Annotated in this window: 23 protein-coding genes; 11 read left to right on the forward strand and 12 right to left on the reverse strand. The window is 69.5% G+C overall.

The window, feature by feature from the left end; all coding sequences use genetic code 11:
* Positions 1–23: 23 nt before the first annotated feature.
* Together ACFE87_RS06190 and ACFE87_RS06195 are read right to left on the reverse strand one after the other, a co-directional pair.
* A complete protein-coding gene (locus ACFE87_RS06190; RefSeq protein ID WP_375458750.1) occupies positions 24–425 on the reverse strand; it encodes a type II toxin-antitoxin system VapC family toxin in 402 nt (133 codons plus the stop codon).
* Entirely contained in the window at positions 425–715 is a 291-nt protein-coding gene (locus ACFE87_RS06195) for a type II toxin-antitoxin system Phd/YefM family antitoxin (protein WP_375458751.1), read from the reverse strand. Before ACFE87_RS06195 ends, ACFE87_RS06190 begins: the two co-directional genes overlap by 1 nt.
* A 98-nt stretch (positions 716–813) precedes the next feature.
* Between ACFE87_RS06195 and xseA the strand changes: the two genes are divergently transcribed.
* Both xseA and ACFE87_RS06205 read left to right on the forward strand, forming a co-directional pair.
* The gene (gene xseA / locus ACFE87_RS06200) at positions 814–2,406 is read left to right on the forward strand and encodes an exodeoxyribonuclease VII large subunit (protein ID WP_375458752.1); all 1,593 of its coding nucleotides are present in this window, start codon (positions 814–816) and stop codon (positions 2,404–2,406) included.
* Positions 2,407–2,442: 36 nt separating this feature from the next.
* Positions 2,443–2,661: a DUF2093 domain-containing protein gene (locus ACFE87_RS06205; RefSeq protein ID WP_375458753.1), complete on the forward strand. Its 219-nt coding sequence runs from the start codon at positions 2,443–2,445 to the stop codon at positions 2,659–2,661.
* On the opposite strand, the gene lpxK is transcribed toward ACFE87_RS06205, so the two are convergent.
* The 5 genes from lpxK to ACFE87_RS06230 are packed head-to-tail and all read right to left on the reverse strand — an operon-like array spanning position 2,658 to position 6,794.
* Entirely contained in the window at positions 2,658–3,668 is a 1,011-nt protein-coding gene (gene lpxK, locus ACFE87_RS06210; RefSeq protein ID WP_375458754.1) for a tetraacyldisaccharide 4'-kinase, read from the reverse strand. The two genes, ACFE87_RS06205 and lpxK, sit on opposite strands and share 4 nt — an antisense overlap.
* Entirely contained in the window at positions 3,665–4,966 is a 1,302-nt protein-coding gene (locus tag ACFE87_RS06215) for a 3-deoxy-D-manno-octulosonic acid transferase (protein WP_375458755.1), read from the reverse strand. The genes lpxK and ACFE87_RS06215 overlap by 4 nt, the downstream gene beginning before the upstream one ends.
* Complete coding sequence (locus ACFE87_RS06220; RefSeq protein WP_375458756.1) at positions 4,963–5,727, reverse strand: lysophospholipid acyltransferase family protein; 765 nt, start codon at positions 5,725–5,727, stop codon at positions 4,963–4,965. The genes ACFE87_RS06215 and ACFE87_RS06220 overlap by 4 nt, the downstream gene beginning before the upstream one ends.
* Positions 5,728–5,737: 10 nt before the next feature.
* Positions 5,738–5,968, reverse strand: coding sequence for a DUF4170 domain-containing protein (locus ACFE87_RS06225; protein WP_375458757.1), 231 nt, complete (start codon positions 5,966–5,968; stop codon positions 5,738–5,740).
* 22 nt (positions 5,969–5,990) lie between these two features.
* Positions 5,991–6,794, reverse strand: coding sequence for an inositol monophosphatase family protein (locus ACFE87_RS06230; RefSeq protein ID WP_375458758.1), 804 nt, complete (start codon positions 6,792–6,794; stop codon positions 5,991–5,993).
* A gap of 223 nt (positions 6,795–7,017) precedes the next feature.
* Here ACFE87_RS06230 and ACFE87_RS06235 point away from each other — a divergent pair, with 223 nt between their 5' ends.
* Positions 7,018–7,479, forward strand: coding sequence for a DUF6101 family protein (locus tag ACFE87_RS06235; protein WP_375458759.1), 462 nt, complete (start codon positions 7,018–7,020; stop codon positions 7,477–7,479).
* A gap of 25 nt (positions 7,480–7,504) precedes the next feature.
* Here the strand turns inward: ACFE87_RS06235 and ACFE87_RS06240 are convergent, their stop codons facing one another.
* Positions 7,505–7,987 (reverse strand): hypothetical protein, encoded by a 483-nt coding sequence (locus ACFE87_RS06240; RefSeq protein ID WP_375458760.1) that lies wholly within the window; start codon positions 7,985–7,987, stop codon positions 7,505–7,507.
* 154 nt (positions 7,988–8,141) lie between these two features.
* On the opposite strand from ACFE87_RS06240, the gene ACFE87_RS06245 reads away from it, so the two are divergent.
* The 4 genes from ACFE87_RS06245 to ACFE87_RS06260 all read left to right on the forward strand — a co-directional run bounded on the left by ACFE87_RS06245 (position 8,142) and on the right by ACFE87_RS06260 (position 11,972).
* Positions 8,142–8,888 carry a 16S rRNA (uracil(1498)-N(3))-methyltransferase gene (locus tag ACFE87_RS06245; RefSeq protein ID WP_375458761.1) on the forward strand — a complete coding sequence of 249 codons (747 nt, stop codon included), beginning with the start codon at positions 8,142–8,144 and terminating at the stop codon, positions 8,886–8,888.
* A 127-nt stretch (positions 8,889–9,015) separates the two neighbouring features.
* Positions 9,016–10,383 (forward strand): glutamate--cysteine ligase, encoded by a 1,368-nt coding sequence (locus tag ACFE87_RS06250; RefSeq protein ID WP_375458762.1) that lies wholly within the window; start codon positions 9,016–9,018, stop codon positions 10,381–10,383.
* A gap of 318 nt (positions 10,384–10,701) precedes the next feature.
* A complete protein-coding gene (locus ACFE87_RS06255) occupies positions 10,702–11,058 on the forward strand; it encodes a DUF6481 family protein (RefSeq protein ID WP_375458763.1) in 357 nt (118 codons plus the stop codon).
* A 122-nt stretch (positions 11,059–11,180) separates the two neighbouring features.
* Positions 11,181–11,972 carry a DUF937 domain-containing protein gene (locus ACFE87_RS06260; RefSeq protein WP_375458764.1) on the forward strand — a complete coding sequence of 264 codons (792 nt, stop codon included), beginning with the start codon at positions 11,181–11,183 and terminating at the stop codon, positions 11,970–11,972.
* A 4-nt stretch (positions 11,973–11,976) separates the two neighbouring features.
* On the opposite strand, the gene ACFE87_RS06265 is transcribed toward ACFE87_RS06260, so the two are convergent.
* Positions 11,977–12,303, reverse strand: a complete 327-nt coding sequence (locus tag ACFE87_RS06265; protein WP_375458765.1) for a DUF1127 domain-containing protein — start codon at positions 12,301–12,303, stop codon at positions 11,977–11,979.
* Positions 12,304–12,454: 151 nt separating this feature from the next.
* Between ACFE87_RS06265 and ACFE87_RS06270 the strand changes: the two genes are divergently transcribed.
* Entirely contained in the window at positions 12,455–13,345 is an 891-nt protein-coding gene (locus tag ACFE87_RS06270; protein ID WP_375458766.1) for a LysR substrate-binding domain-containing protein, read from the forward strand.
* A 22-nt stretch (positions 13,346–13,367) separates the two neighbouring features.
* Here the strand turns inward: ACFE87_RS06270 and ACFE87_RS06275 are convergent, their stop codons facing one another.
* Entirely contained in the window at positions 13,368–13,535 is a 168-nt protein-coding gene (locus ACFE87_RS06275) for a Flp family type IVb pilin (RefSeq protein WP_375458767.1), read from the reverse strand.
* A gap of 164 nt (positions 13,536–13,699) precedes the next feature.
* On the opposite strand from ACFE87_RS06275, the gene ACFE87_RS06280 reads away from it, so the two are divergent.
* Both ACFE87_RS06280 and rnhA read left to right on the forward strand, forming a co-directional pair.
* The gene (locus ACFE87_RS06280; protein ID WP_375458768.1) at positions 13,700–14,665 is read left to right on the forward strand and encodes a homoserine kinase; all 966 of its coding nucleotides are present in this window, start codon (positions 13,700–13,702) and stop codon (positions 14,663–14,665) included.
* Positions 14,653–15,117 (forward strand): ribonuclease HI, encoded by a 465-nt coding sequence (gene rnhA, locus ACFE87_RS06285; protein WP_375458769.1) that lies wholly within the window; start codon positions 14,653–14,655, stop codon positions 15,115–15,117. The genes ACFE87_RS06280 and rnhA overlap by 13 nt, the downstream gene beginning before the upstream one ends.
* Before the next feature lie 197 nt (positions 15,118–15,314).
* On the opposite strand, the gene ACFE87_RS06290 is transcribed toward rnhA, so the two are convergent.
* Positions 15,315–15,821 carry a peroxiredoxin gene (locus ACFE87_RS06290; RefSeq protein WP_375458819.1) on the reverse strand — a complete coding sequence of 169 codons (507 nt, stop codon included), beginning with the start codon at positions 15,819–15,821 and terminating at the stop codon, positions 15,315–15,317.
* 111 nt (positions 15,822–15,932) lie between these two features.
* On the opposite strand from ACFE87_RS06290, the gene ACFE87_RS06295 reads away from it, so the two are divergent.
* A complete protein-coding gene (locus ACFE87_RS06295) occupies positions 15,933–16,559 on the forward strand; it encodes a YqgE/AlgH family protein (RefSeq protein WP_375458770.1) in 627 nt (208 codons plus the stop codon).
* Positions 16,560–16,698: 139 nt separating this feature from the next.
* Here the strand turns inward: ACFE87_RS06295 and ACFE87_RS06300 are convergent, their stop codons facing one another.
* Positions 16,699–19,581 carry an EAL domain-containing protein gene (locus ACFE87_RS06300; RefSeq protein WP_375458771.1) on the reverse strand — a complete coding sequence of 961 codons (2,883 nt, stop codon included), beginning with the start codon at positions 19,579–19,581 and terminating at the stop codon, positions 16,699–16,701.
* Positions 19,582–19,630 lie beyond the last annotated feature (49 nt).

Here is a 19,630-nt window from a genome sequence, read left to right on the forward strand (position 1 = left end):
CCTAGCCGCGCAGGCTTGCCGCATCAACAGGCGACGGCTTGCACGTGGCCCGCGGCCGCGTAGGCGAGGATATGGCGGTCGCGGGTAACGATCGGCACGCGGAGAGATCGGGCGGTTGCGACAAGGAAGCGGTCGGCGGGGTCGCGGTGGAAGTCGCCAGGCAGGTTTGTGGCAGCGAAGGCCGTATCCGCGTCCAGCGACACGACTTGGATCGACGATCCGGCAGTCGCCATCTCGAACCAGGCTTCCGGCGATGCGCTCAGGCTCGGACGCCCTACTCTGACCAGCGTTTCGATCTCCCATGCGCTCACGGCGGATACGTAGATTCCGTCCGCGAGAAGGGCCTCGTCGATCGCCATATCAGCGGCTTTCGACAGGCCTTGCCCGAAGCCGAACCAGAGCAGGGCGTGGGTGTCGAGCAGCATCAACGGTTCTGCTCGTCCCAATCCCGCAGCATCTCCTCTTCCCATTCCGGGTGGATGACGGGCTCGGTGATATCGACGCCCGGGGGGATCGAGACGGTTCCTCGGAGCCGTCCATAGAGGTCTTCGACACCAAGTTTGGCATCGGGCGGAGCGGCCGACACCGTGGCAACGGGCCGCCCACGCTTCGTCACGGTGATCCTGCCGATCTCGCCTCGCGAGAGCTGGTCGAAGAGCTTCAGGCTCTTGGCCTTGAATTCCGTGACGTTGAGGGTGAGTTCGGCCGCGGCCATGGCTGCTGGATCCAGATATGGCTGCATCATATGGCCATGTCGGTCGCGATCAACATCGGCTCGTGTCGTCGCGCTCAGAGCTGCGCTAGAATGACGGGATGAGTCCCGCCGCTGCCCCGTCCCTACCCGAGGTCACGAACGCGCCCGAATGGACGGTGTCGGAGCTCGCGGGTGCGCTCCGCCGCACGCTCGAGGATCGGTTCGGCCATGTCCGGCTGCGGGGCGAGATCTCGGGCTACAAGGGCCCGCACGCCTCGGGTCACGCCTATTTCTGCCTGAAGGATCGGGAGGCGCGGCTCGACGCCGTCATCTGGAAGACAGCCTTCGCCCGGCTGCGCTTCAAGCCGCAGGAGGGGCTGGAGGTGATCGCGACCGGCCGCATCACGACCTTTCCGGGCAAGTCGACCTATCAGATCGTCATCGAATCGTTGGAGCCGGCGGGCGTCGGCGCGCTCATGGCTTTGCTCGACGAGCGGCGGCGGACGCTCGCGGCCGAGGGCTTGTTCGCGGCTGAGCGGAAGCGCCGGCCGCCCTTCCTGCCGCGCGTCGTCGGCGTCGTCACGTCGCCGACCGGCTCGGTGATCCGAGACATCCTGCACCGGCTGGAGGACCGCTTCCCGCGCCACGTCCTCGTATGGCCCGTTCGGGTTCAGGGCGAGACCTGCGGGACCGAGGTGGCTGCCGGCATCGCCGGGCTGAACGCGTTGCCGCCCGGCGGGCCGATCCCGCGACCGGACGTGCTGATCGTGGCGCGGGGCGGCGGCTCGCTGGAAGACCTGTGGGGCTTCAACGACGAGGCCGTGGTCCGGGCAGCGGCCGCGAGCACGATCCCGCTGATCTCGGCCATCGGCCACGAGACCGACTGGACCCTCCTCGACCACGTCGCCGACCTCCGGGCCCCGACGCCCACCGGCGCGGCCGAAATGGCGGTGCCGGTGTGGCAGGATCTCGTCTTTCAGGTGGCCGCGCTTGCCGCTCGGTCGCGCGAGGCGACCGGACGGGTCGTCGAGGCCCGCCGGACGGAGCTTCGCTCCGCCGCCCGCGCGCTGCCGAGCGCGGAAGGGCTTCTCGCAACCCGGCGCCAGCGCCTCGACCTTGCCGCGACACGGCTCGCCCCGGCGCTCCTCGCCCATGCCCGCCTGCACGAGACACGGCTTCGGACCGCCTCCGACGCGCTTGCGCGCCATACACCCCGGATCGAACTCGCGACGGCCCGCACCCGGTTGGACGCGGTCGGCACCAAGCCGCAGGACGCGATCAGGCGCGGGCTGCGGGAGCGCGGCGACCGCCTCGGTGACCTCGCCGGACGGCTTCTCGTGGCGCGAAACGCGGTGCTCCATGCCGAGCGCCTCCGGCTGGACAGGTGCCGTGAGCGCATCGCAGGGCTCGCGGGCCGGGCCGAGCACGCCGCGCGCGGCGGACTCGAACGACGGCGCGCGCAGGTCGGTGCGGCGGCAGGCCTGCTTCAGAGCCTCGGCTACCGCTCCGTGCTCGAGCGCGGCTACGCCCTGGTCCGCGACGGCGAGGGGAGGGCGGTGCGCCGGGCGGAGGGGGTCGTGGCGGGCAGGGCGCTCGAGATCGAATTCGCCGACGACCGCCGCAGGGTCCTGGCCGAGGGCGGGTCCGTGCAGGCCAGCAGGGCGCCCCGGAAGGCCGCGCCCCTTGTCCAGGACACGCTGTTCGATATGTGAAGCGGTACGGCCGGGTACCGGCCAGGCGAGGCGGGGATGAACAGGCACGAAGGCGGCGGCGAGGCCGTCATCGAATACCGCGACTCGAATATCCGCGTGATCCGTCCCGGACGCTTCGTGCGCTGTGCGGCGACGGGCGAGGCGATCCCGCTCGAGGAGCTGAAATATTGGAGCGTCGAGCGGCAGGAGGCCTATGTGTCTCCCGACGCGGTGCTGCAGCGGCTCGGGCTTCCGAGACCCGGGCAAGCCGGCTAGCTCGGGCGGCCGCCGGGCAGCCTCTCCGCCAGGAGCCGCCGAAGCTCGTCCGGTTGAGCGAAGGCGAGCGTGACGGGAAGCGTGCGGATCAGCCCGAGGCGCGGCTCTGAGCCGGCGAGCGCCCGAAGCCGGACCTCGTCCTTCTCCGTCGTGACCGGCACGAGGTGATCGCGCTCGGCCGCGTCGAGCAGGTCCGAGATCTCGGGCGCCGTGAAGGGATGATGATCGGGAAAGTCGCGTGTCGCCGCGACCTCCAGGCCGGCCTCGCGGCAGGTCCGAACGAATTTTGCCGGTTGCCCGATTCCCGCAAAGGCGAGCACGCGGCGGCCGGCCAGCGACGCCGCTGCCTCCGGGGCGGGGATGAGCGCCGCCCGCAACACCGGGACGGTCCGGGCGGCGGCGTCGGCGGCGAACGCGTCGCCCCTTGGCCCCGGGCCCACGATCACCACGGCATCGATCCGGGACCATTGCGCCCGGAGCGGCGCCCGAAGCGGGCCGGCCGGCAGCACGCGGCCGTTCCCGATTCCGACTGCGCCGTCGAAGACGGCGAGGCTCAGGGTCTTCGCCAGAGAGGGGTTTTGGAGGCCGTCATCCATGACGATGACCTGCGCTCCGAGCGCCACCGCCTCGGCCGCGCCCGCGGGCCGGTCGCGGGACACGATCGTCTGGGCGTGACGGGCGAGAAGCAGCGCCTCGTCGCCGACGTCGCCGGCGACGTGACGAGCGGGATCGACGGAGACCGGCCCGGCCAGCCGCCCGCCATAGCCCCGCAGCAGGAAGGCCGGTCCCCATCCGGCCTCGCGCAACAGCGAAGCGACAGCGATGGCGGTCGGCGTCTTGCCGGACCCGCCCACGGTGACGTTGCCGACGCAGATGATCGGCACGGCGGCGCGTACGCCCTCCTGGCCCATGCGGCGCGCCGCGACCGCGCCATAAGCGAAGGCGACGGGTGCGAGACAGGCGGCGGCGAGGCCGGGCGGCCGCCACCAGAAGTCCGGCGCCTTCACCAGAGCGCCTCGCGGGGATCGCGGGGCGGCGGCAGGAAGGGCTCGATCGCGGCCAGCGTACGGGCAAGCGCGCCGCCGAGGCCGCCGACGGTCGCGGCCGCGGTCCGGGCCATGTCGCGCACGAGCCCCGGCTGCCGGAGAAGGTCCTCGGCCGCGGCCGCCAGCGCGTCGTCGTCAGCGACCGCCAACGCCCCGCCCGACCGGTCGAGCGCGGCATAGACGTCGGAGAAATTCGCGACATGCGGCCCGTGCAGAATCGCGGCCCCGAGCCGGGCCGGCTCGATCGGGTTCTGACCGCCATGCGGGACCAGCGATCCCCCCATGAAGACGAGCGGCGCCAAGCGGTAGAACAGCCCGAGGTCGCCGACCGTGTCGACGATGTGCAGGTCACCTGCCTCGTCGGGCCGGCCACCTTCCGATCGCCGCGTCACGGAGAGCCCGGCCGAGGCCGCATAATCCGCGATCTCGTCGCCCCGGGCCGGATGGCGCGGCGCCAGGAGGGTCAGGAGGTTCGGGCGACGCTGGCGCATCTGGAGATGGGCCCAGATCACGGCTTCCTCCTCGCCCGGATGGGTGCTGGCCGCCATCCAGATCGGCCGCCCCGCCAGGAGGCCGGCGAGGCTTTCGACGGCCCCGGGATCGGCCGGAAGGGGCGCGATGTCGAATTTGAGATTGCCGGCGACCTCCGTATGCGGAGCGCCGAGGGCGGAGAGCCGCTCCGCATCGGCCCGGCTCTGGGCCATGCAGAGCGCGAACCGCCCGAACAGGGAGGCGGCGACGCTCGGGGCACGGCGCCATCCGTCGAAGGAGCGGACCGAAACCCGACCATTCACCAGCACGAGCGGCACGTGCCGGCGGTCGAGTTCCAGGATCGTGTTCGGCCAGATTTCCGATTCGGCGAAGACGGCGAGGCAGGGCTGCCAATGGGCGAGGAAGCGGGCCACGAGATGGGGCACGTCGAGCGGCAGATATTGGTGGCGCGCCCCGGGAGGCAGGCGGCGGGCCAGGATCTCCGCCGAGGTGCGCGTGCCCGACGTGACCAGCACCTTCAGCCCGCGGCCGACGAGAGCCTCGACCACCGGCAGCAGGGCCTGCGTCTCGCCGATCGAGGCGCCATGCGCCCAGACGAGGTTGCCCGGGGGGCGTGCCCGGCCCGGCCGCGCCCGCCGTTCTCCCAGTCGGTCGGGATCCTCCTTGCCCTTGCCGGCGCGCCAGCGGAGCAGAGCCGGGGCCAGGGGCGAGAGGAGGATCGTGGCCGCCCGGTAGGCGAGAAGCGGTGCCGGGAGGCGGCGGGTCACGGCCCGGTCTCGCCCGGATCCTCGGCCGTGGCGTCGGACGAAGGGCGGTCGCGCAGCCCCGCACCGGGATCGCTCCGCCCGACGAGCGCAAAGGCGCGTTCGTTGACCCGGTCGAGCTCCCGTTCGACGGCGAGCCGCTTCTCCTCGAGGACGCCCTCGTCCGCGTCGGGCGGCACTGCGACGGCCTCACCGACGACCATCGCGCCGCGCCCAAAAGGCAGGCCGAGGCTCGCCCGGTCCCAGCTCCGGAACTCGCGGCGCCGGCTCGTCGCGACCGCGACCGGCACGATCGGCCGCCCCGACATGCGGCCCAGCAGCACGATGCCGGTGCCGCAGTGGCGAGCGATCTTCGGGATGTCGGCTGTGAGAAACATGTTCTCGCCGTCCGAGAGGGCCCGCAGCATGGCGCGGAGCGCGCTCGATCCGCCCTTCAGGCGCTGGTCGCGCCCCCGCGCGCCCGAGCCCCGGATCGCCCGGATGCCGAGATGATGGAGCGCGATCGCGTTCAGCTCGCCGTCGCTCGATCGGGAGACGAGGCTCGCCGCCCGGTCCTCGGGGCGGCGAAGGTAGGGCGCCATGAAATGCTGGCCGTGCCACATCGCCCCAATGAAGGGCTGCATCGGCCCGAGGCGGGCATAGGCGTCCGCCGGTTCGATCGTGAAGCGGTTCGTCCGCCGCACGAGGTCGAGATAGCGGGCGAACGACCAGCCGACCGCCTGCTGCACCGCAGGTTTCCGGGCGAGGTTTTTCAGCCGAGGCATCGCGCGAGGCTTACGCCGCAGCCGGATCGAGGAGGCGGTGCAGGTGGACGATGAAATAGCGCATGTGGGCGTTGTCGACGGTCGCCTGCGCCTTGCCCTTCCAGGCGGCGTGCGCGGCTGCGTAGTTCGGGAAGACCCCGACCATCTCGACCCGGGACAGGTCGCGGAACTCGGTCCCGTCCAGCCGCTCCAATTCGCCGCCGAACACGAGATGCAGGAGCTGCTTGCTGTCTTGACCCATCACGTCCTCTTCGCCGGCTCGTTCAGGGCGACGTGATGGCCTCGATCACGCGCTCTTGCAACGCCGCCGGGGCCGCCACGAGCTCGCCATGGCAGGGGTCGGGGCGGTTATACGGTGGCGCGGCGCCGGCGAGGTCGCTCAGGCGACCGCCGGCCTCGGTCAGGATGATGTCGGCGCCCGCGATATCCCAGTCTCGGGCGTCCGCCGAGATCAGGCCGAGATCGACCGCGCCCTCGGCGACCCGGACGATGCGGAGCGCGAGGGAGGGGATCCGGGGCGGCCGCCCAATCCGGGGATGCCGGCGCGCGAGCCGGTCCACCTGCGGCTTCGGACCCGCGACGCTGCACGAACCGAGATCCGTCGTGGCCGAGACGCGGATGGGCTCGCCGTTGCGAAATGCGCCCGCGCCCCGAGTGGCCTCGTACAGCGTCTTGTGCGCCGGCGCATGCACGATGCCGAGGACCGGATGGTCCTCGAAGAGGAGCGCGATCGCGACCGACCAATCGCGGCTGCCGGAGAGATAGGCGCGCGTGCCGTCGATCGGATCCACGATCCAGACGAGGTCGCGGCCGATCCGGCGGGCATCGTCGGCCGTCTCTTCGGACAGCCAAGCGGCGGCGGGCAGAAGCTGGCTTAGCCGCACCTTCAGGAACGTATCGACGGCGACGTCTGCCTCGGTGACCGGGGAGCCGCCGGCCTTGGACCAGATCCGGGCGGAGGTGGCGGCGCCCGGCCGGAAGTATCTCAAGGCGAGGTCGCCCGCCTCCCTGGCAATGTCCCGCACCTCGGGAAGCAAGCGTCGGGAGAGGTCTGCGGCGTCTCGCATGGGGGTCCGGGCTGTTGAGGACCTGTAGGGGAGGGCTGTCCCGGGAACAAGCCAATCCGATCGATCCGGGCAAGCTTCCGTTGATGATCGCGCCGGAAAGCGGAGGCGTGGCGGCACTTTGCCGGGTCGAATTAAGATGGCGGGAAAGGCCCGGGTCGCACCCTCCCGGCATCCGAGCGGCTCACCAGCACAGAAGCGGCCGGACTGATACAGGGCATCGACGATGACGAAGGACGACATGGCGGGAGCCTGGAGCGGGTCGGTCGGCGGCGAGGGTCTGCCGCTCGGCATCAGCACCTTGTCTAGCCGGATAGCGGGCGCGGCCCGCCCTGCGGGCCTGGCGCTGAAGCTCGACGGCGACGCGTTCAGGATCTCGGTCGCGGATGCGGCCGGGGCGTGCCTCGTCGAACTCGGGCCGTATGACGAAGACGAGGTCGTGGCGGTTTGGCGTTCGCTCGCCGCTTCGTCGGGCCTCCCGCTTCTGGTGCCAGGGGTCGATGGCGCCCTGGATCAGGCCTATCCGCAGATGGGGCGGCTCGTGCTCGGCCCGCGCGTGGACCGCCGAAGGCTCGCGGTCCTCTCCGGCCGCAGGCCGCGTTTTCTCGTCAGGCGGAAGCCTGCACGGCTGCCGCGGCGCCCGGTTATCTATCGTGAAAAAGAGATGGCCGCCGGGCGGAACCCCTGACCCGGGGGCGCTCAGTCGAACATCGTCAGAGAGCGCCCTGAGGCACCTGCGTCGCGCCCGACAAACCGTTACCGCCGAGAAGGCTGCTGGCTCCCCCGCCCTGGCCGCCGCCGCCATTCTTGGCCTGTTTCTCCATCTCGGTCTGTTTCGCCGCGACGGTGCAGGCCTTGCCCCGGATCTGCGACGCCTTGTCATGGTCGAGCTTGATGCTCTGCATGAAGGAATCCGGGATCTGGCACCAATCCTTGTTGGCCGTCGCCCATTTCAGGAGCGTGTTGCCGTTCTGGACGAGCTGGTTGAAGCCGGCGCAGGCGACCCGCGCGTCGATCTGCTTCTTGCCCGCCGTGGAGAGCTTCTCGGCGATCACCTTGCGCTGACCGAGATGGGTCTGCAGGTCGCCGCAGCCCGAGGCCTGCGCTGACGCTTCGCCGGCCGCCAGGACGGACATGGCGCTGGCGATGGCGAACGAGGCGAACCTCGCGGACTGGGTCCGGGACTTCGGCGACATGAGCACCCCCTTTGGCAACCTCCGCTCAGGCCGGAGATCATTATCACGAAACGGCGAGGCGACGCTGTGCCGTCGCAGCCACGCCTGGCTCGCTCGTGCGACCCGAAACACAGGATTGTGGCGGCTTTGGTGCGGGCCGGGATAGATTGGCCTCATGTCCCCTCGTGAAGTCTCCTTCCGCCGCCTCTTCGTCGAAGCCTCCTTGCGGGAGGGAGGAGAGGTCGAACTCGATCGGGCGGCCGCGAACTATCTCCTCAACGTCCTCAGGCTCTCGTCCGGCGCGGAGATCCTCGCCTTCAACGGCCGCGATGGGGAATGGCGGGCCGGGATCGAAGCGTCCGGCCGCAAGGCGGCGATGCTTGTGCCCACCTCCCTCCTGCGTGCGCAGACGCCGAGGCCCGATCTCCTCCTCCTGTTCGCTCCCCTGAAACACGGACGCCTCGACTACATGGTGCAGAAGGCGGTCGAGATGGGGGCCGGATCGATTCGCCCTGTCTTCACGGCCCGCACCGTGCCGTCGCGCATCAATCGGGACCGGATGCGGGCGAACATGATCGAGGCGGCGGAGCAATGCGGAATCCTGTCCGTACCGGAGGTCCTCCCCGAAATGGACCTGCCCGCCGCGCTCGAGGCGCTGGAACCCGACCGGCTTCTCGTCTTCTGCGACGAGGAGGCTCCGATCGGTCCGCCTGTCCAGGCCCTGACCTCGCCCGGGGGGCCGGGCGGGCCCGTGGCCGTGCTGATCGGCCCGGAGGGCGGGTTCGATCCCGAGGAGCGCGCATCCCTCCTTCGGCGCGAGCCGATCCGGCGGATCTCGCTCGGCCCCCGCATCCTCAGGGCCGACACCGCGGCGGTCGCGGCGCTCGCGGTCGTGCAGGTGGCGCTCGGGGATTGGCGCTGACCTACCCGTGCGTTGCAGCGCCGGGCCGAATGGTCCTATGAAGCCCCGCCCTCGGGGCCGGCGGCGCAATGCGCGCGTCGCATTCCCGCATCACGATCCGGGCTCTCGCCCAAAGCCGAGGTAGCGCATGGCGCGCGATGTCACGGACGCGGCCCCGATCTCCACGCGCGACGAACTCGTCGCCTGGTTCGCGGAGGGCGAGAAGCCGAAATCGGAATGGCGGATCGGCACCGAGCACGAGAAGATTCCGTTCTACCGGGCCGACCATTCCCCGGTTCCCTATGAGGGCGACGCCGGGATACGGGCGGTGATCGAGGGCCTCGCCTCGCTGAACGGCTGGGAGCCGATCCTCGACGACGGTCGGCCGATCGGGCTCGGCGACGAGGCCGGCGGCGGCGCGATCTCGATCGAGCCGGGCGGGCAGTTCGAACTCTCGGGCGCGCCCCTCGCGAGCGTCCATGACACGATGCGGGAACTCGAGCGTCACCTCGGCGAGGTGCGCCGCATCGCCGACCCGCTCGGGATCGGGTTCCTGACCCTCGGCATGAGCCCGCTCTGGACCCGGGCCGAGACGCCCGTGATGCCGAAACGTCGCTACCGCATCATGGCGGGCTACATGCCGAAGGTCGGCCGCTACGGGCTCGACATGATGTTCCGCACCGCGACCGTGCAGGTGAACCTGGATTACGGCTCCGAATCCGACATGGTGCGGAAGCTCCGGACCGCGCTCGCCCTGCAGCCGGTCGCGGCCGCGCTCTTCGCCAATTCCCCTTTCACCGACGGCCGGCCGAACGGCTTCCTCTCGATGCGTTCGGAGATCTGGCGGGACACGGATCCGAACCGGACCGGGCTCCTGCCCTTCGCCTTCGAGACGGGCATGGGCTACGACCGGATGGTCGACTACGCGCTCGACGTGCCGATGTATTTCGTGAAGCGCGGCGACACCTATCACGACGTGACCGGGCTCTCCTTCCGGGACCTGATGGACGGGCGGCTCGCGGCTCTGCCCGGCGAGCGCGCGACCCGGTCGGATTGGGCGAACCACATCTCGACGATCTTTCCCGAGGTCAGGCTGAAACGCTATCTCGAAATGCGGGGCTCGGATGTCGGTCCGCCCGCGATGATCGCCGCCCAGGCGGCCTTATGGACCGGGCTCCTCTACGACGAGGCCGCGCTCGACGGGGCCGCGGACCTGGTCCGGTTCTGGTCGGCCTCCGACCGCCAGGCGTTGCGCGACGAGGTCCCGCGCCTCGCGCTCGATGCCACGGTCGCGGGACGGAGCGCCCGGGACGTGGCGCGCGACGTGCTGGCGCTTTCCCGCGCTGGCCTCGCCCGGCGTGGGGCGAGGGACGATTCGGGACCGGACGAGACCGCCTTCCTCGATCCGCTGGACGAGATCGTGGCCGGCGAGGTGCCATCCGCGCGGTGGCTTCGGGCCTATGAGGGGCGGTGGAACCGGTCCGTCGACCAGAGCTTCAGCGAGGCGACATTCTGAACGGCCTTCGATGCCGGCGACGAGCGTTTGTTCATCATGCCCGCCATCGCCTCGTCAAAGGCGAAGACGAGGCGTGTTTCGCCTTGAATTCGAACGCGCGCGGATGCACATGCGGGTTGATCCTGGCGTCGTGGCGCAGGCCTTCGGGCCGCCGTGACGGGATCGATCCCGGACGAGGTCGAATGGGACAGGGACGTGAACCCGCGAGCCGAGCGTCGGCCCGCGGCGTTGGTGTCCGACCCGCGCCATGGTCGAGGCGTAGTGACGGCGAGGTTGGACGGCTGGTCCTGCAGGATTCGGCCGCGGATGGAGTGAGCATTGAAGGATCTTAAGTTCGACGAACGGGCCTCGGCTTCGCAAACCGCGAAGGCCGCCATGCTGGAGCGTTTTCGCGCCCGTCCCAAGGCGGATGATCCGGCGGTGCTCGCCCGGCAGGCCGAGCGCGCCGAGATCGCGAAGGCACGCGAGGCGCGGAGCGCGGAGCGCGAGAAGGCCCGCATCGCGGAAGAGGCTCGTCTCGAGGCCGAGCGCATCCAGCGCGAGAAGGAAGAGCACGAGCTCAAGGAACGCGAAGAACTTGACCGGATGGAGCGGGAACTCGCGCTCGAATCCGCCCAGAAGGCCGCTCGCGACGCCCGCTATGCCGCCCGCAAGGCTGCGAAACGCCGGAAATAGGCTTCTCTCGCGGCTCGCGCCGGGCTCTGCGTCCTGGAGCGGATCGTGTTACGGAGACGGGGGCGTCGCGGCCCGGATGTGGGCGCGACGACCAGGCCGGTCGAACCGGTCCGGAGCGCCGTATGGTCCATCTCTTCGACATCGCACGCCAGGCCCATGACGGGGCCGGCTTCGATGCCCTCTCGGGTCAGTTCGGGCTTGGTCCTGCCCAGACCCAGCGCGCCGTGGAGGCCCTGCTCCCGGCCTTCAGCCTGGCCTTCCAGCGCAACATGATGAACCCGTCGACCTTCGCCGACATGCTCGGCATGGTCTCGTCGGGCCGTTACGCCCCGTTTTTCGACGGGGCGGCGTCCCCCTCCTTCTTTCCCGGTGGGCAAGGTTCGGCCGACAAGCTCATGCAGCAGCTTTTCGGCTCGCCCGAGATCGGCCGGCAGGTGGCGAGCCAGGTCTCGGCCGTGACCGGGATCGGAGCCCAGGTGCTGCAGCAGATGATGCCGGCCCTGGCCGCGACGTTGATCGGAGGCATGTTCCGGCATGCGTCCGTGGGAGGCTTTGCCGAATTCCTGGATCGCTGGTCGAAGGCGATCAAGGCCGCCGTCCCGGCGCCGCGCCCGGCAGCGCCGCCTCCGCCCCAGGACCCCTGGACGGCCTGGGCCGATGTCGCAGGCCGCATGATGGGGAGCGGCGCTCGACCGGCCCCGCCTCCGCCCCCGCCCGACACCCCGCTCGAAGCCTGGACGAAGGCGATCGGGACCATGCTGGGCAGCGTCCCGAGCACACCGGCCTCGCCCATTCCGGACCCGTTCAAGGCCGTCTCCAGCATGTTCGAGACGGGACGCGAGGTGCAGGAACAGCACCTCGCGCAGCTTCAGCGCATCATCGGCGGAGCCTGGGCCACCCCCGCCAGGGGTTGAACCCTCAGAGGCAGGATTCGACCGCCCTCACGCGCCCAGCCGCAACCTGGAGCGCGCGCTGTCGGGCGCGATGGTCGACCGATCGAAGACGCAGCACGATCGAGGGATCGTGCGCGAGCGGCCCGGCGAGCGCGCCCCGCACGTCGCAGCGATCGAGGCCGATATCCTTCAGCATGCGGTCGTCGAGTTCGAGCATCTCCGTCACCCGCCGGCGGTTCGCGATGGCTTTTCCCATGGCCAGGATCCCGCGCACCAGATGCCGGACGCCGCGCTGCAGGACGTGCTGCGGGCGGGCTGACGTGGCGGCGAGCGATTCGAGGATCGTGGACATGACTGAGCTCCTGGTCGAGGCTCCTGGCGTCCCGCCTGCGGCGGGACCCGACGCGAAAGGCGTCGATGCAGGCCTATGGTCCCGGAGCTTGCATTCGTAAAACGAATGACTGAGATGGAATACATCACTAGCAGTGGTGGAGGGCCGTTCCATGCCGCACATGCTCGACATCGACCAGCTCCGCACCTTCGTGGCTATCGCCGATAGCGGGTCCTTCACCCGGGCCGCCGAGATCGTCCACAAGACGCAATCCGCCGTGTCCATGCAGATGAAGCGGCTCGAGGAAAGGGTCGGACGACCCGTCTTCGAGCGCGACGGCCGGGCCTCCAAGTTGAACGAGGATGGCGAGCGCCTGCTCGACTATGCCCGCCGGATCGTTCGGCTGAACAGCGAATGCGTCGCCTCCTTCGCCGAGACCGACCTGGTCGGGCGCATCCGGCTCGGGCTTCCGGACGATTACGCCGACCGCTACCTTCCCGAGATCCTGGCCACCTTCTCGCGGTCCAATCCGCGCGCGGAGGTGACGGTCGTCTGCGAGCCCACCCCTCTTCTCACGGCCGGAATGCGGGACGGCGAGCTGGACCTCGCCATCATCACGCAGGTCGACGGCCATACGATCTCGGAGGTGGTGCGGGTCGAGCAGCTGCTCTGGGTGGCCTCGGCCCGACACGGCGTCCAGGACGAGAACCCGGTCCCGCTGGCCCTCGGCCGCCATACCTGCGACTGGCGGCGCGCTGCGACGGACGCCTTGTCGGAGGCCGGGCGTCCGTTCCGGATGGCTTACGTCAGCTGGTACTCGACCGCGGTCAGCGCCGCGGTGGTGGCCGGCCTCGCCGTCTCCGTCCTGCCCGAGAGCGCCATCAAGAGCGGCATGCGCATCCTCGGCCAGCGCGAGGGGTTTCCGGCGCTTCCGACCTGCAAGATCGGCCTGATGCGGGCGCCGGGCGGGAGAAATCCCCTGGCCGACGCTCTGGCCGACCAGATCCGCGAGAGTCTGGACAATCTCGGATCGGGGCGGCAGACGGCGTTGGCTGCCGAATAGCGAGCCTCGCGCCGCCGCGGCCTCAGGGCAGGTAGGTGATGAAAGCCGTCTTCACCTTCACGAACAAACCGTTCGTGCCGGAGCCGGTGGCCGCCACCGACACGATGATCACGGCCGCGATCAACGCAGCGATCATCCCGTATTCGATCGCGGTCGCCCCCGACCTGTCCTTCAGCCAACGACCGATCATGTCTCTTCCACCCGAGAGAAGGACTATCGCAGGCCCATGTTTTCCCGGGGTTAACGGGATCGCACACGAGGCGGCTGCCCCGAACGGGCACCGGCGTCTTGACAGCTCGCCCCCCGCTTTTGCAGATGCCGCATGCTCCATTCCGTCCGCGGCCGCTCGACCTGATGGCCGTCTATACCGACGTGTCAGACGAGGAGTTGCGGGCCTTTCTCGCAGCCTATGATCTCGGTGACATCCTGGCCTTCAAGGGGATCGCCGAGGGTGTCGAGAACTCGAATTTCTTCCTCCAGACCTCGCGCGCCCGCTTCATCCTGACCCTCTACGAGAAGCGGGTGAGGAGCGAGGACCTGCCTTTCTTCCTGGGCCTCATGGAGCACCTCGCCGGGCGCGGCCTCACCTGCCCGGTTCCTGTTCGGGCGCGGGGGGGACAGGCGCTCGGGGAACTCGCCGGGCGCCCGGCCGTGATCGTGACCTTTCTCGAAGGGCTCGCCGTGCGGCGTCCGGCCCCGGCGCATTGCCGCGCCGTGGGCGCCGCCCTGGCGCAGCTCCACGAGGCGGGCAGCGATTTCGCCATGCAGCGGCCGAATGCGCTGTCGCTGCCCGCCTGGGAGCCGCTTCTGGCCCGTGCCGGAAACGACGCCGACCGCGTCGCGCCTGGATTGACCGAGCGAATCCGTCGGGAACTCGACCACCTGCAGGTCGCGTGGCCGTCACGGCTGCCGCCCGGGATCGTCCATGCGGACCTCTTCACGGACAACGTCTTCTTCGTCGGGGCCGAGCTCTCCGGCCTGATCGACTTCTATTTCGCCTGCACGGATGCCTTTGCCTACGACCTCGCCATCTGCCTCAACGCTTGGTGCTTCGAGCCGGACGGGTCCTACAACGCCACGAAAGGTGCCGCGATGATCGGCGGTTATGAGAGTGTCCGGCGCCTCGGCCCGGACGAGGTCGCCGCCTTGCCGACACTCGCGCGTGGGTCGGCCCTTCGCTTCCTGCTGACCCGGCTCGTGGACTGGCTGAACGTTCCGCCGGGCGCCCTCGTTCGCCCGAAAGACCCGCTCGAATACGATCGCAAACTCGCCTTCCACCGCCGCGTCGAGAGCGCGCGCGAATATGGATGGCGCTCGTGAGCGAGACGACGACCGAACGCGTCACCGTCTACACGGACGGCGCCTGTTCCGGGAATCCCGGCCCGGGCGGCTGGGGGGCGCTCCTCGTCTTCGGCGGGCGGGAGCGCGAGATATCCGGGGCGGAGCCGCATACCACCAACAACCGCATGGAGCTGATGGCCGCGATCTCCGCGCTCGACGCGCTGAGCCGGCCCTGCAAGGTCGATCTCTACACGGATTCCCAATATGTCCGGAACGGGATTTCGAGCTGGATCAAGGGCTGGAAGGCGAAGGGCTGGCTCACCGCCGACAGGAAGCCGGTCAAGAACGACGACCTCTGGCGCCGCCTCGACGACGCGAACCGCCGCCACGACGTCACCTGGCATTGGGTGAAGGGCCACGCGACCGACGCCCGCAACAACCGCGTCGACGGGCTCGCGCGGGCCGCGATCCAGTCGATGCGGGGCCGGTAGCGTAGGGGGCAGGCGGCCCGCCGAGGATCAGGCCGGCAGGCTGTGCGTCCTCGAGACCCCGCTTTCGCGGGGCGCCTCAGGATGAGGAGCGTGGCGGAAATTCCGGATCCACCCACGTCCTCATGCTGAGATGCGGGCCGGTCCCGCGAAGCGGGTGGGCGAGCCTCGAAGCACGCAGCCGGCTTAAGCTACATTGCTCAGGCGGCCTGCTGGCCTTCCCCGAACTGCTTCAGGAAATTCTCGGCGCCCGAGATGTCGGCCTTGCCGGGTGAATCCTCGATGTTGAGCGACTTCACCACCCCATCATCGACCAGCATCGAATAGCGCTGCGAGCGCGTGCCGAGCCCGAAGCCGGACCCGTCGAAGGACAGCCCGAGCGCCTTCGCGAAATCGCCGTTGCCGTCGGACAGCATCTCGACCTTGCCGTCGGCGCCGGTCGAGGCGCTCCAGGCCTTCAACACGAACACGTCGTTCACGGCCGTCACCGCGATCGCGTCGATCCCGAGCGCCTTGATCTCGTCGACGTGGCTGACATAGCCGGGCAGGTGGTTGCGGTCGCAGGTCGGCGTATAGGCGCCCGGCACTGCGACCAGCGCCACCTTGCGGCCCTTGAAGATATCGTCGGTCGTCTTCGCGGCCGGGCCGTCTGGCGTCATGACGCGGAAGGTCGCCTGCGGAAGCTGGTCGCCGAGCTTGATCGTCATCTGCATGTCTCTCCGTCTGAATGCGTCCGCTTATCCCGGCGCCGGCCGTCCGTCGAGGTCGCGGCCGGCCTGGTCGCTGGACAATGGCGGGCCGGCGCGTAGCATGGTGGGATGCGCACGAGCCGATCACCGGATCCGGCCACGAGCCGGGGAGCCCATGCCGGGTATCTCGACGGGCAGATGCTCGTCGCCATGCCCGGGATGCAGGACGACCGCTTCCGCCGCACGGTGATCTACATCTGCGCCCATTCCGCCGAGGGCGCGATGGGCATCGTGCTGAACCGGCCGGCGGCCGATGTCAGCTTCTCGGAGCTGCTCGTCCAGCTCGACATCATCCCCGAGGGCGACGAGATCCGGCTCCGGCCGCAGACCGAGCGCATGAAGGTCCTGATGGGCGGCCCCGTCGAAACGAGCCGCGGCTTCGTGCTGCACACGCCCGATTTTTTCCTGGATCAGTCGACGCTCGCCATCGACGAGGAGGTCTGCCTGACAGCGACGGTCGACATCCTGCGCGCCATCGCACGGGGCGACGGGCCGGAGAACGCCGTCCTGGCGCTCGGCTATGCGGGCTGGTCGCCGGGCCAGCTCGAGAGCGAGATCCAGGCGAATGGCTGGCTGAACTGCCCGGCCGATTCGAGCCTCGTCTTCGAGGCTTCGATCGAGCTGAAATACGACCTCGCTCTCCGCAAGATCGGCATCCATCCCGGCATGCTGTCGAGCGAGGCCGGGAGGGCGTGAGAGCACGCCGTCATTCCGGGGCCGCGAAGCGGAACCCGGAACCTACGGACGGGCGGGAGAACAGGAAGCAATCCACGCCCCGTGCGGCCGCGGGTTCCGGGTTGGCGGCTTCGCCGAGCCCCGGAATGACGATCGAACCTCAGGCGTCCGCCTTCGCTGCTCCGACGAGCTGCCGGGCCTGGGCGACCGTCATCGGCTCGCCGAAGACGAAGCCCTGCGCGTAGTCGCAGCCGGTATGGTAGAGTTCGATGGCCTCGCTCTCGCTTTCGGCGCCCTCGGCGACCACGTCCATGCCGAGTTCCTGGGCGAGTTTCACGATCGAGCGCAGGATCACGGGCTTGCCGGCGGTGAGGTCGCGCACGAAGGACTGATCGATCTTGATCGTGTCGAATGGGAAGCGCTGCAGGTAGGACAGCGCCGAATAGCCCGTGCCGAAATCGTCGAGCGAGAGCCCGGCGCCCAGCTCGCGGATGCGAGTCAGGATCTGGGCCGCATATTCCGGGTTCTCCATGACCAGGCTCTCGGTCAATTCGAGCTTGAGGGAGCCCGGGGCCACGCCCGTGCGAGCCAGCACCGTCTTCAGATCGTGCAGCAGGTCCTGTTTCAGGAGCTGACGGCTCGACACGTTGACCGAGGCGAAGATCGGCGGGTCGACGTCCAGCGCCCGCTGCCAGGCCGCGAGTTCATGCGCGGTGCGCTCCAGCGCGAACAGGCCGAGATCGACGATCAGTCCCGTTTCCTCGGCGATGGGAATGAAGGTCTGCGGTCCGATCGCGCCGAAGCGGGGATGGTCCCAGCGCAGTAGCGCCTCGAAACCGGCGATGGTCCGGTCCTCGAGCCGGACGATCGGCTGGAAGGCGACCCGCAGCTCCTCGCGGTCGATCGCGCGTCGAAGATCGCCCTCGAGGCCGAGCCGGTCGCCGCGCGACGTTTGCCGCATCGACGGGTCGAACCGCTCGACCTGATCGCCGCCGAGCCGTTTCGCATGAGCGACCGCGATCTCGGCCGTTCGGATCAGTTCCTCGGCCTTGACCCGCGCCTCCGGGTCATGGCGCGCCACGCCGATCGAGCCCGTGAGGAAGATCTCGCGTTCGGAATAGGTGATGGGGGTCGAGAGCGCCTGCCGGATCTGTTCGGCCAGGACGTCGATCCGCTCCTCCTTGTGCTCCGACAGGAGCAGGATCGCGAACTCGTCGCCGGCGAAGCGGGCCAAAGTGTCCTGCGGTCGGAGCAGGCGCGAGAGGCGGCGCGACGAGGTGAGGAGGATCGAGTCGCCGGCCGAATGCCCGACCGACTCGTTCACATGCCGGAACCGGTCGATGTCGAGCACGATCACGGTGGGGCGGAAGGCGTCGTCGCCGCTGGTCAGCGCCAGCACCGCCTCGAGCCGATCCAGGAACAGGTGCCGGTTCGGCAGCCCGGTCAGGTTGTCGTGGACCGCGTCGTGCAGGATGCGTTCTTCTGCGGTCTTGGTGTCGGTGACGTCGGCGAGCGTGCCGATGATGCGGATCACCTCACCGTCGGTCCCGACCACCGGGCGAGCCTTGAGGCGGAACCAGTGAAAAGCCCCGCCGGCTGAGCGCAAGCGGAAGTCCAGGGCGAGCCGGCCGCGCCGGTTCTCGATCACCGAATCGAGGGAGGCCCGGTATTTCTCGCGATCGAGCGCGTTCACGGCGTCCAGCCAATCGGCGCCGCCTCCGCTGAGGGTGCCGCGCTTCAGTCCGAGCTGGTGTTCGAGGTCGGGCGAGACATAGACGCGATCTCCGACCACGTCCCAATCGAAGACGAGATCGCCCGAGCCCGTCAGCGCCAGTGCGCGCCGCTCGGCGTCGTGCCCCAACCCGCTGGCCAGCGTGCCGCCCGAAAAGGCATGCTGCATGACGGTGAAGCCGATCAGCATCACGATGAGGACGAGCCCGCCGATCAGAGCCGGCTGGACGAGGTCGTTGCTGAGCTGCCCGACGACGGTCAGGCCGGCCGCCCCGACCCAGACCACCAGCAGGAGCCAGGTCGGGATCAGCATGATGGCGCGGTCGAAACCCCGGATCGCCAGGTTGAGCACGAGGATCAGGCCGACGACGGCCAGGACCCCGATCGAGATGCGGGCGACGCCGGCCGCGATCGGAGGGTCGACGACGGACAATCCGATCAATGCGGCCAGGAAGACGAGCAGGAACAGGCTGACCGTCGAGTAGCGGACATGCCAGCGATTCAGGTTCAGATAGGCGAAGAGGAAGACGAGAAGCGTCGCGGCCAGGACCGCTTCCGCCCCCGCCCGATAGATCCTCTCGGCCTGTTCCGGGATCGGGAAAATGCGCTGGAAGAAGCCGAAGTCGATACAGGCATAGGCGAGCACCGACCAGGCCAGCGCCGCGGCCGCCGGGAAGACGAGGGCGCCCTTGACGACGAAGACGATGGTGAGGAACAGCGCGAGCAGCCCCGCGATGCCGATGATGATGCCCTTGTAGAGGGTGAGGCCGTTCAGCTTCTGCTTGTAGGCCTCGGCTTCCCAGAGATAGACCTGCCCGACATTGCCCGTCGCGAGCTCGGCCACGAAGGTGACGGTCGTGCCGGGATCGAGCGTGATCTGGAACAGGTCGGCATCCGATGACGGCTCACGCTCCGGCCGGATGCCTTCGCTCGCCGTGATCGCAGCGATGCGGGTCGAACCGAGATCGGGCCAGACCACGCCCGAATTGACCAGACGGAAATGCGGCGTGACGAGCAGGCGCTCGATCTGCTCGTCGGATGAATTCGTGAGCGCGAAGGCGATCCAGCCGGGGCTCGTCCCGGATTCACGCGCCTTCACGGCGATGCGCCGCACGATCCCGTCGCGACCCGGGGCGGTCGAGATCTGGATGAGGTCGCCGCTCGAGTTGTAATGCTCGATCATCGGCGTGAGGTCGATCGCCACGTTCTGGGGCGAGACCCGGACGGCTTCCACGGCCGCGGCCGACCCGGACACGAGAATCGGACCGAGGAGCGCGGCGATGAGCCCGATGAAGAGGTGGAGAAAGCGCAACGTGGAGAGGGTCCGGGCCCTGGGATCCGGCTTCGGCCTTGGTACCGGC

Origin of the sequence: uncultured Enterovirga sp. (genome assembly GCF_964242715.1) — a bacterium.
GTDB lineage: Bacteria > Pseudomonadota > Alphaproteobacteria > Rhizobiales > Beijerinckiaceae > Enterovirga.

What these genes read in the sequence shown, in the direction of transcription:
- ACFE87_RS06195 (WP_375458751.1), bottom strand. Translation starts at nt 715, where the DNA reads ATGGCCGCGGCCGAACTCACCCTCAACGTCACGGAATTCAAGGCCAAG.
- ACFE87_RS06230 (WP_375458758.1), bottom strand. Translation starts at nt 6,794, where the DNA reads ATGCGAGACGCCGCAGACCTCTCCCGACGCTTGCTTCCCGAGGTGCGG.
- ACFE87_RS06275 (WP_375458767.1), bottom strand. Translation starts at nt 13,535, where the DNA reads ATGATCGGTCGTTGGCTGAAGGACAGGTCGGGGGCGACCGCGATCGAA.
- ACFE87_RS06260 (WP_375458764.1), top strand. Translation starts at nt 11,181, where the DNA reads ATGGTCCATCTCTTCGACATCGCACGCCAGGCCCATGACGGGGCCGGC.
- ACFE87_RS06295 (WP_375458770.1), top strand. Translation starts at nt 15,933, where the DNA reads ATGCGCACGAGCCGATCACCGGATCCGGCCACGAGCCGGGGAGCCCAT.
- ACFE87_RS06245 (WP_375458761.1), top strand. Translation starts at nt 8,142, where the DNA reads ATGTCCCCTCGTGAAGTCTCCTTCCGCCGCCTCTTCGTCGAAGCCTCC.
- rnhA (WP_375458769.1), top strand. Translation starts at nt 14,653, where the DNA reads ATGGCGCTCGTGAGCGAGACGACGACCGAACGCGTCACCGTCTACACG.
- ACFE87_RS06290 (WP_375458819.1), bottom strand. Translation starts at nt 15,821, where the DNA reads ATGACGATCAAGCTCGGCGACCAGCTTCCGCAGGCGACCTTCCGCGTC.
- ACFE87_RS06270 (WP_375458766.1), top strand. Translation starts at nt 12,455, where the DNA reads ATGCCGCACATGCTCGACATCGACCAGCTCCGCACCTTCGTGGCTATC.
- ACFE87_RS06280 (WP_375458768.1), top strand. Translation starts at nt 13,700, where the DNA reads ATGGCCGTCTATACCGACGTGTCAGACGAGGAGTTGCGGGCCTTTCTC.
- ACFE87_RS06250 (WP_375458762.1), top strand. Translation starts at nt 9,016, where the DNA reads ATGGCGCGCGATGTCACGGACGCGGCCCCGATCTCCACGCGCGACGAA.
- ACFE87_RS06240 (WP_375458760.1), bottom strand. Translation starts at nt 7,987, where the DNA reads ATGTCGCCGAAGTCCCGGACCCAGTCCGCGAGGTTCGCCTCGTTCGCC.
- ACFE87_RS06205 (WP_375458753.1), top strand. Translation starts at nt 2,443, where the DNA reads ATGAACAGGCACGAAGGCGGCGGCGAGGCCGTCATCGAATACCGCGAC.
- ACFE87_RS06225 (WP_375458757.1), bottom strand. Translation starts at nt 5,968, where the DNA reads ATGGGTCAAGACAGCAAGCAGCTCCTGCATCTCGTGTTCGGCGGCGAA.
- ACFE87_RS06265 (WP_375458765.1), bottom strand. Translation starts at nt 12,303, where the DNA reads ATGTCCACGATCCTCGAATCGCTCGCCGCCACGTCAGCCCGCCCGCAG.
- xseA (WP_375458752.1), top strand. Translation starts at nt 814, where the DNA reads ATGAGTCCCGCCGCTGCCCCGTCCCTACCCGAGGTCACGAACGCGCCC.
- ACFE87_RS06190 (WP_375458750.1), bottom strand. Translation starts at nt 425, where the DNA reads ATGCTGCTCGACACCCACGCCCTGCTCTGGTTCGGCTTCGGGCAAGGC.
- ACFE87_RS06235 (WP_375458759.1), top strand. Translation starts at nt 7,018, where the DNA reads ATGACGAAGGACGACATGGCGGGAGCCTGGAGCGGGTCGGTCGGCGGC.
- ACFE87_RS06220 (WP_375458756.1), bottom strand. Translation starts at nt 5,727, where the DNA reads ATGCCTCGGCTGAAAAACCTCGCCCGGAAACCTGCGGTGCAGCAGGCG.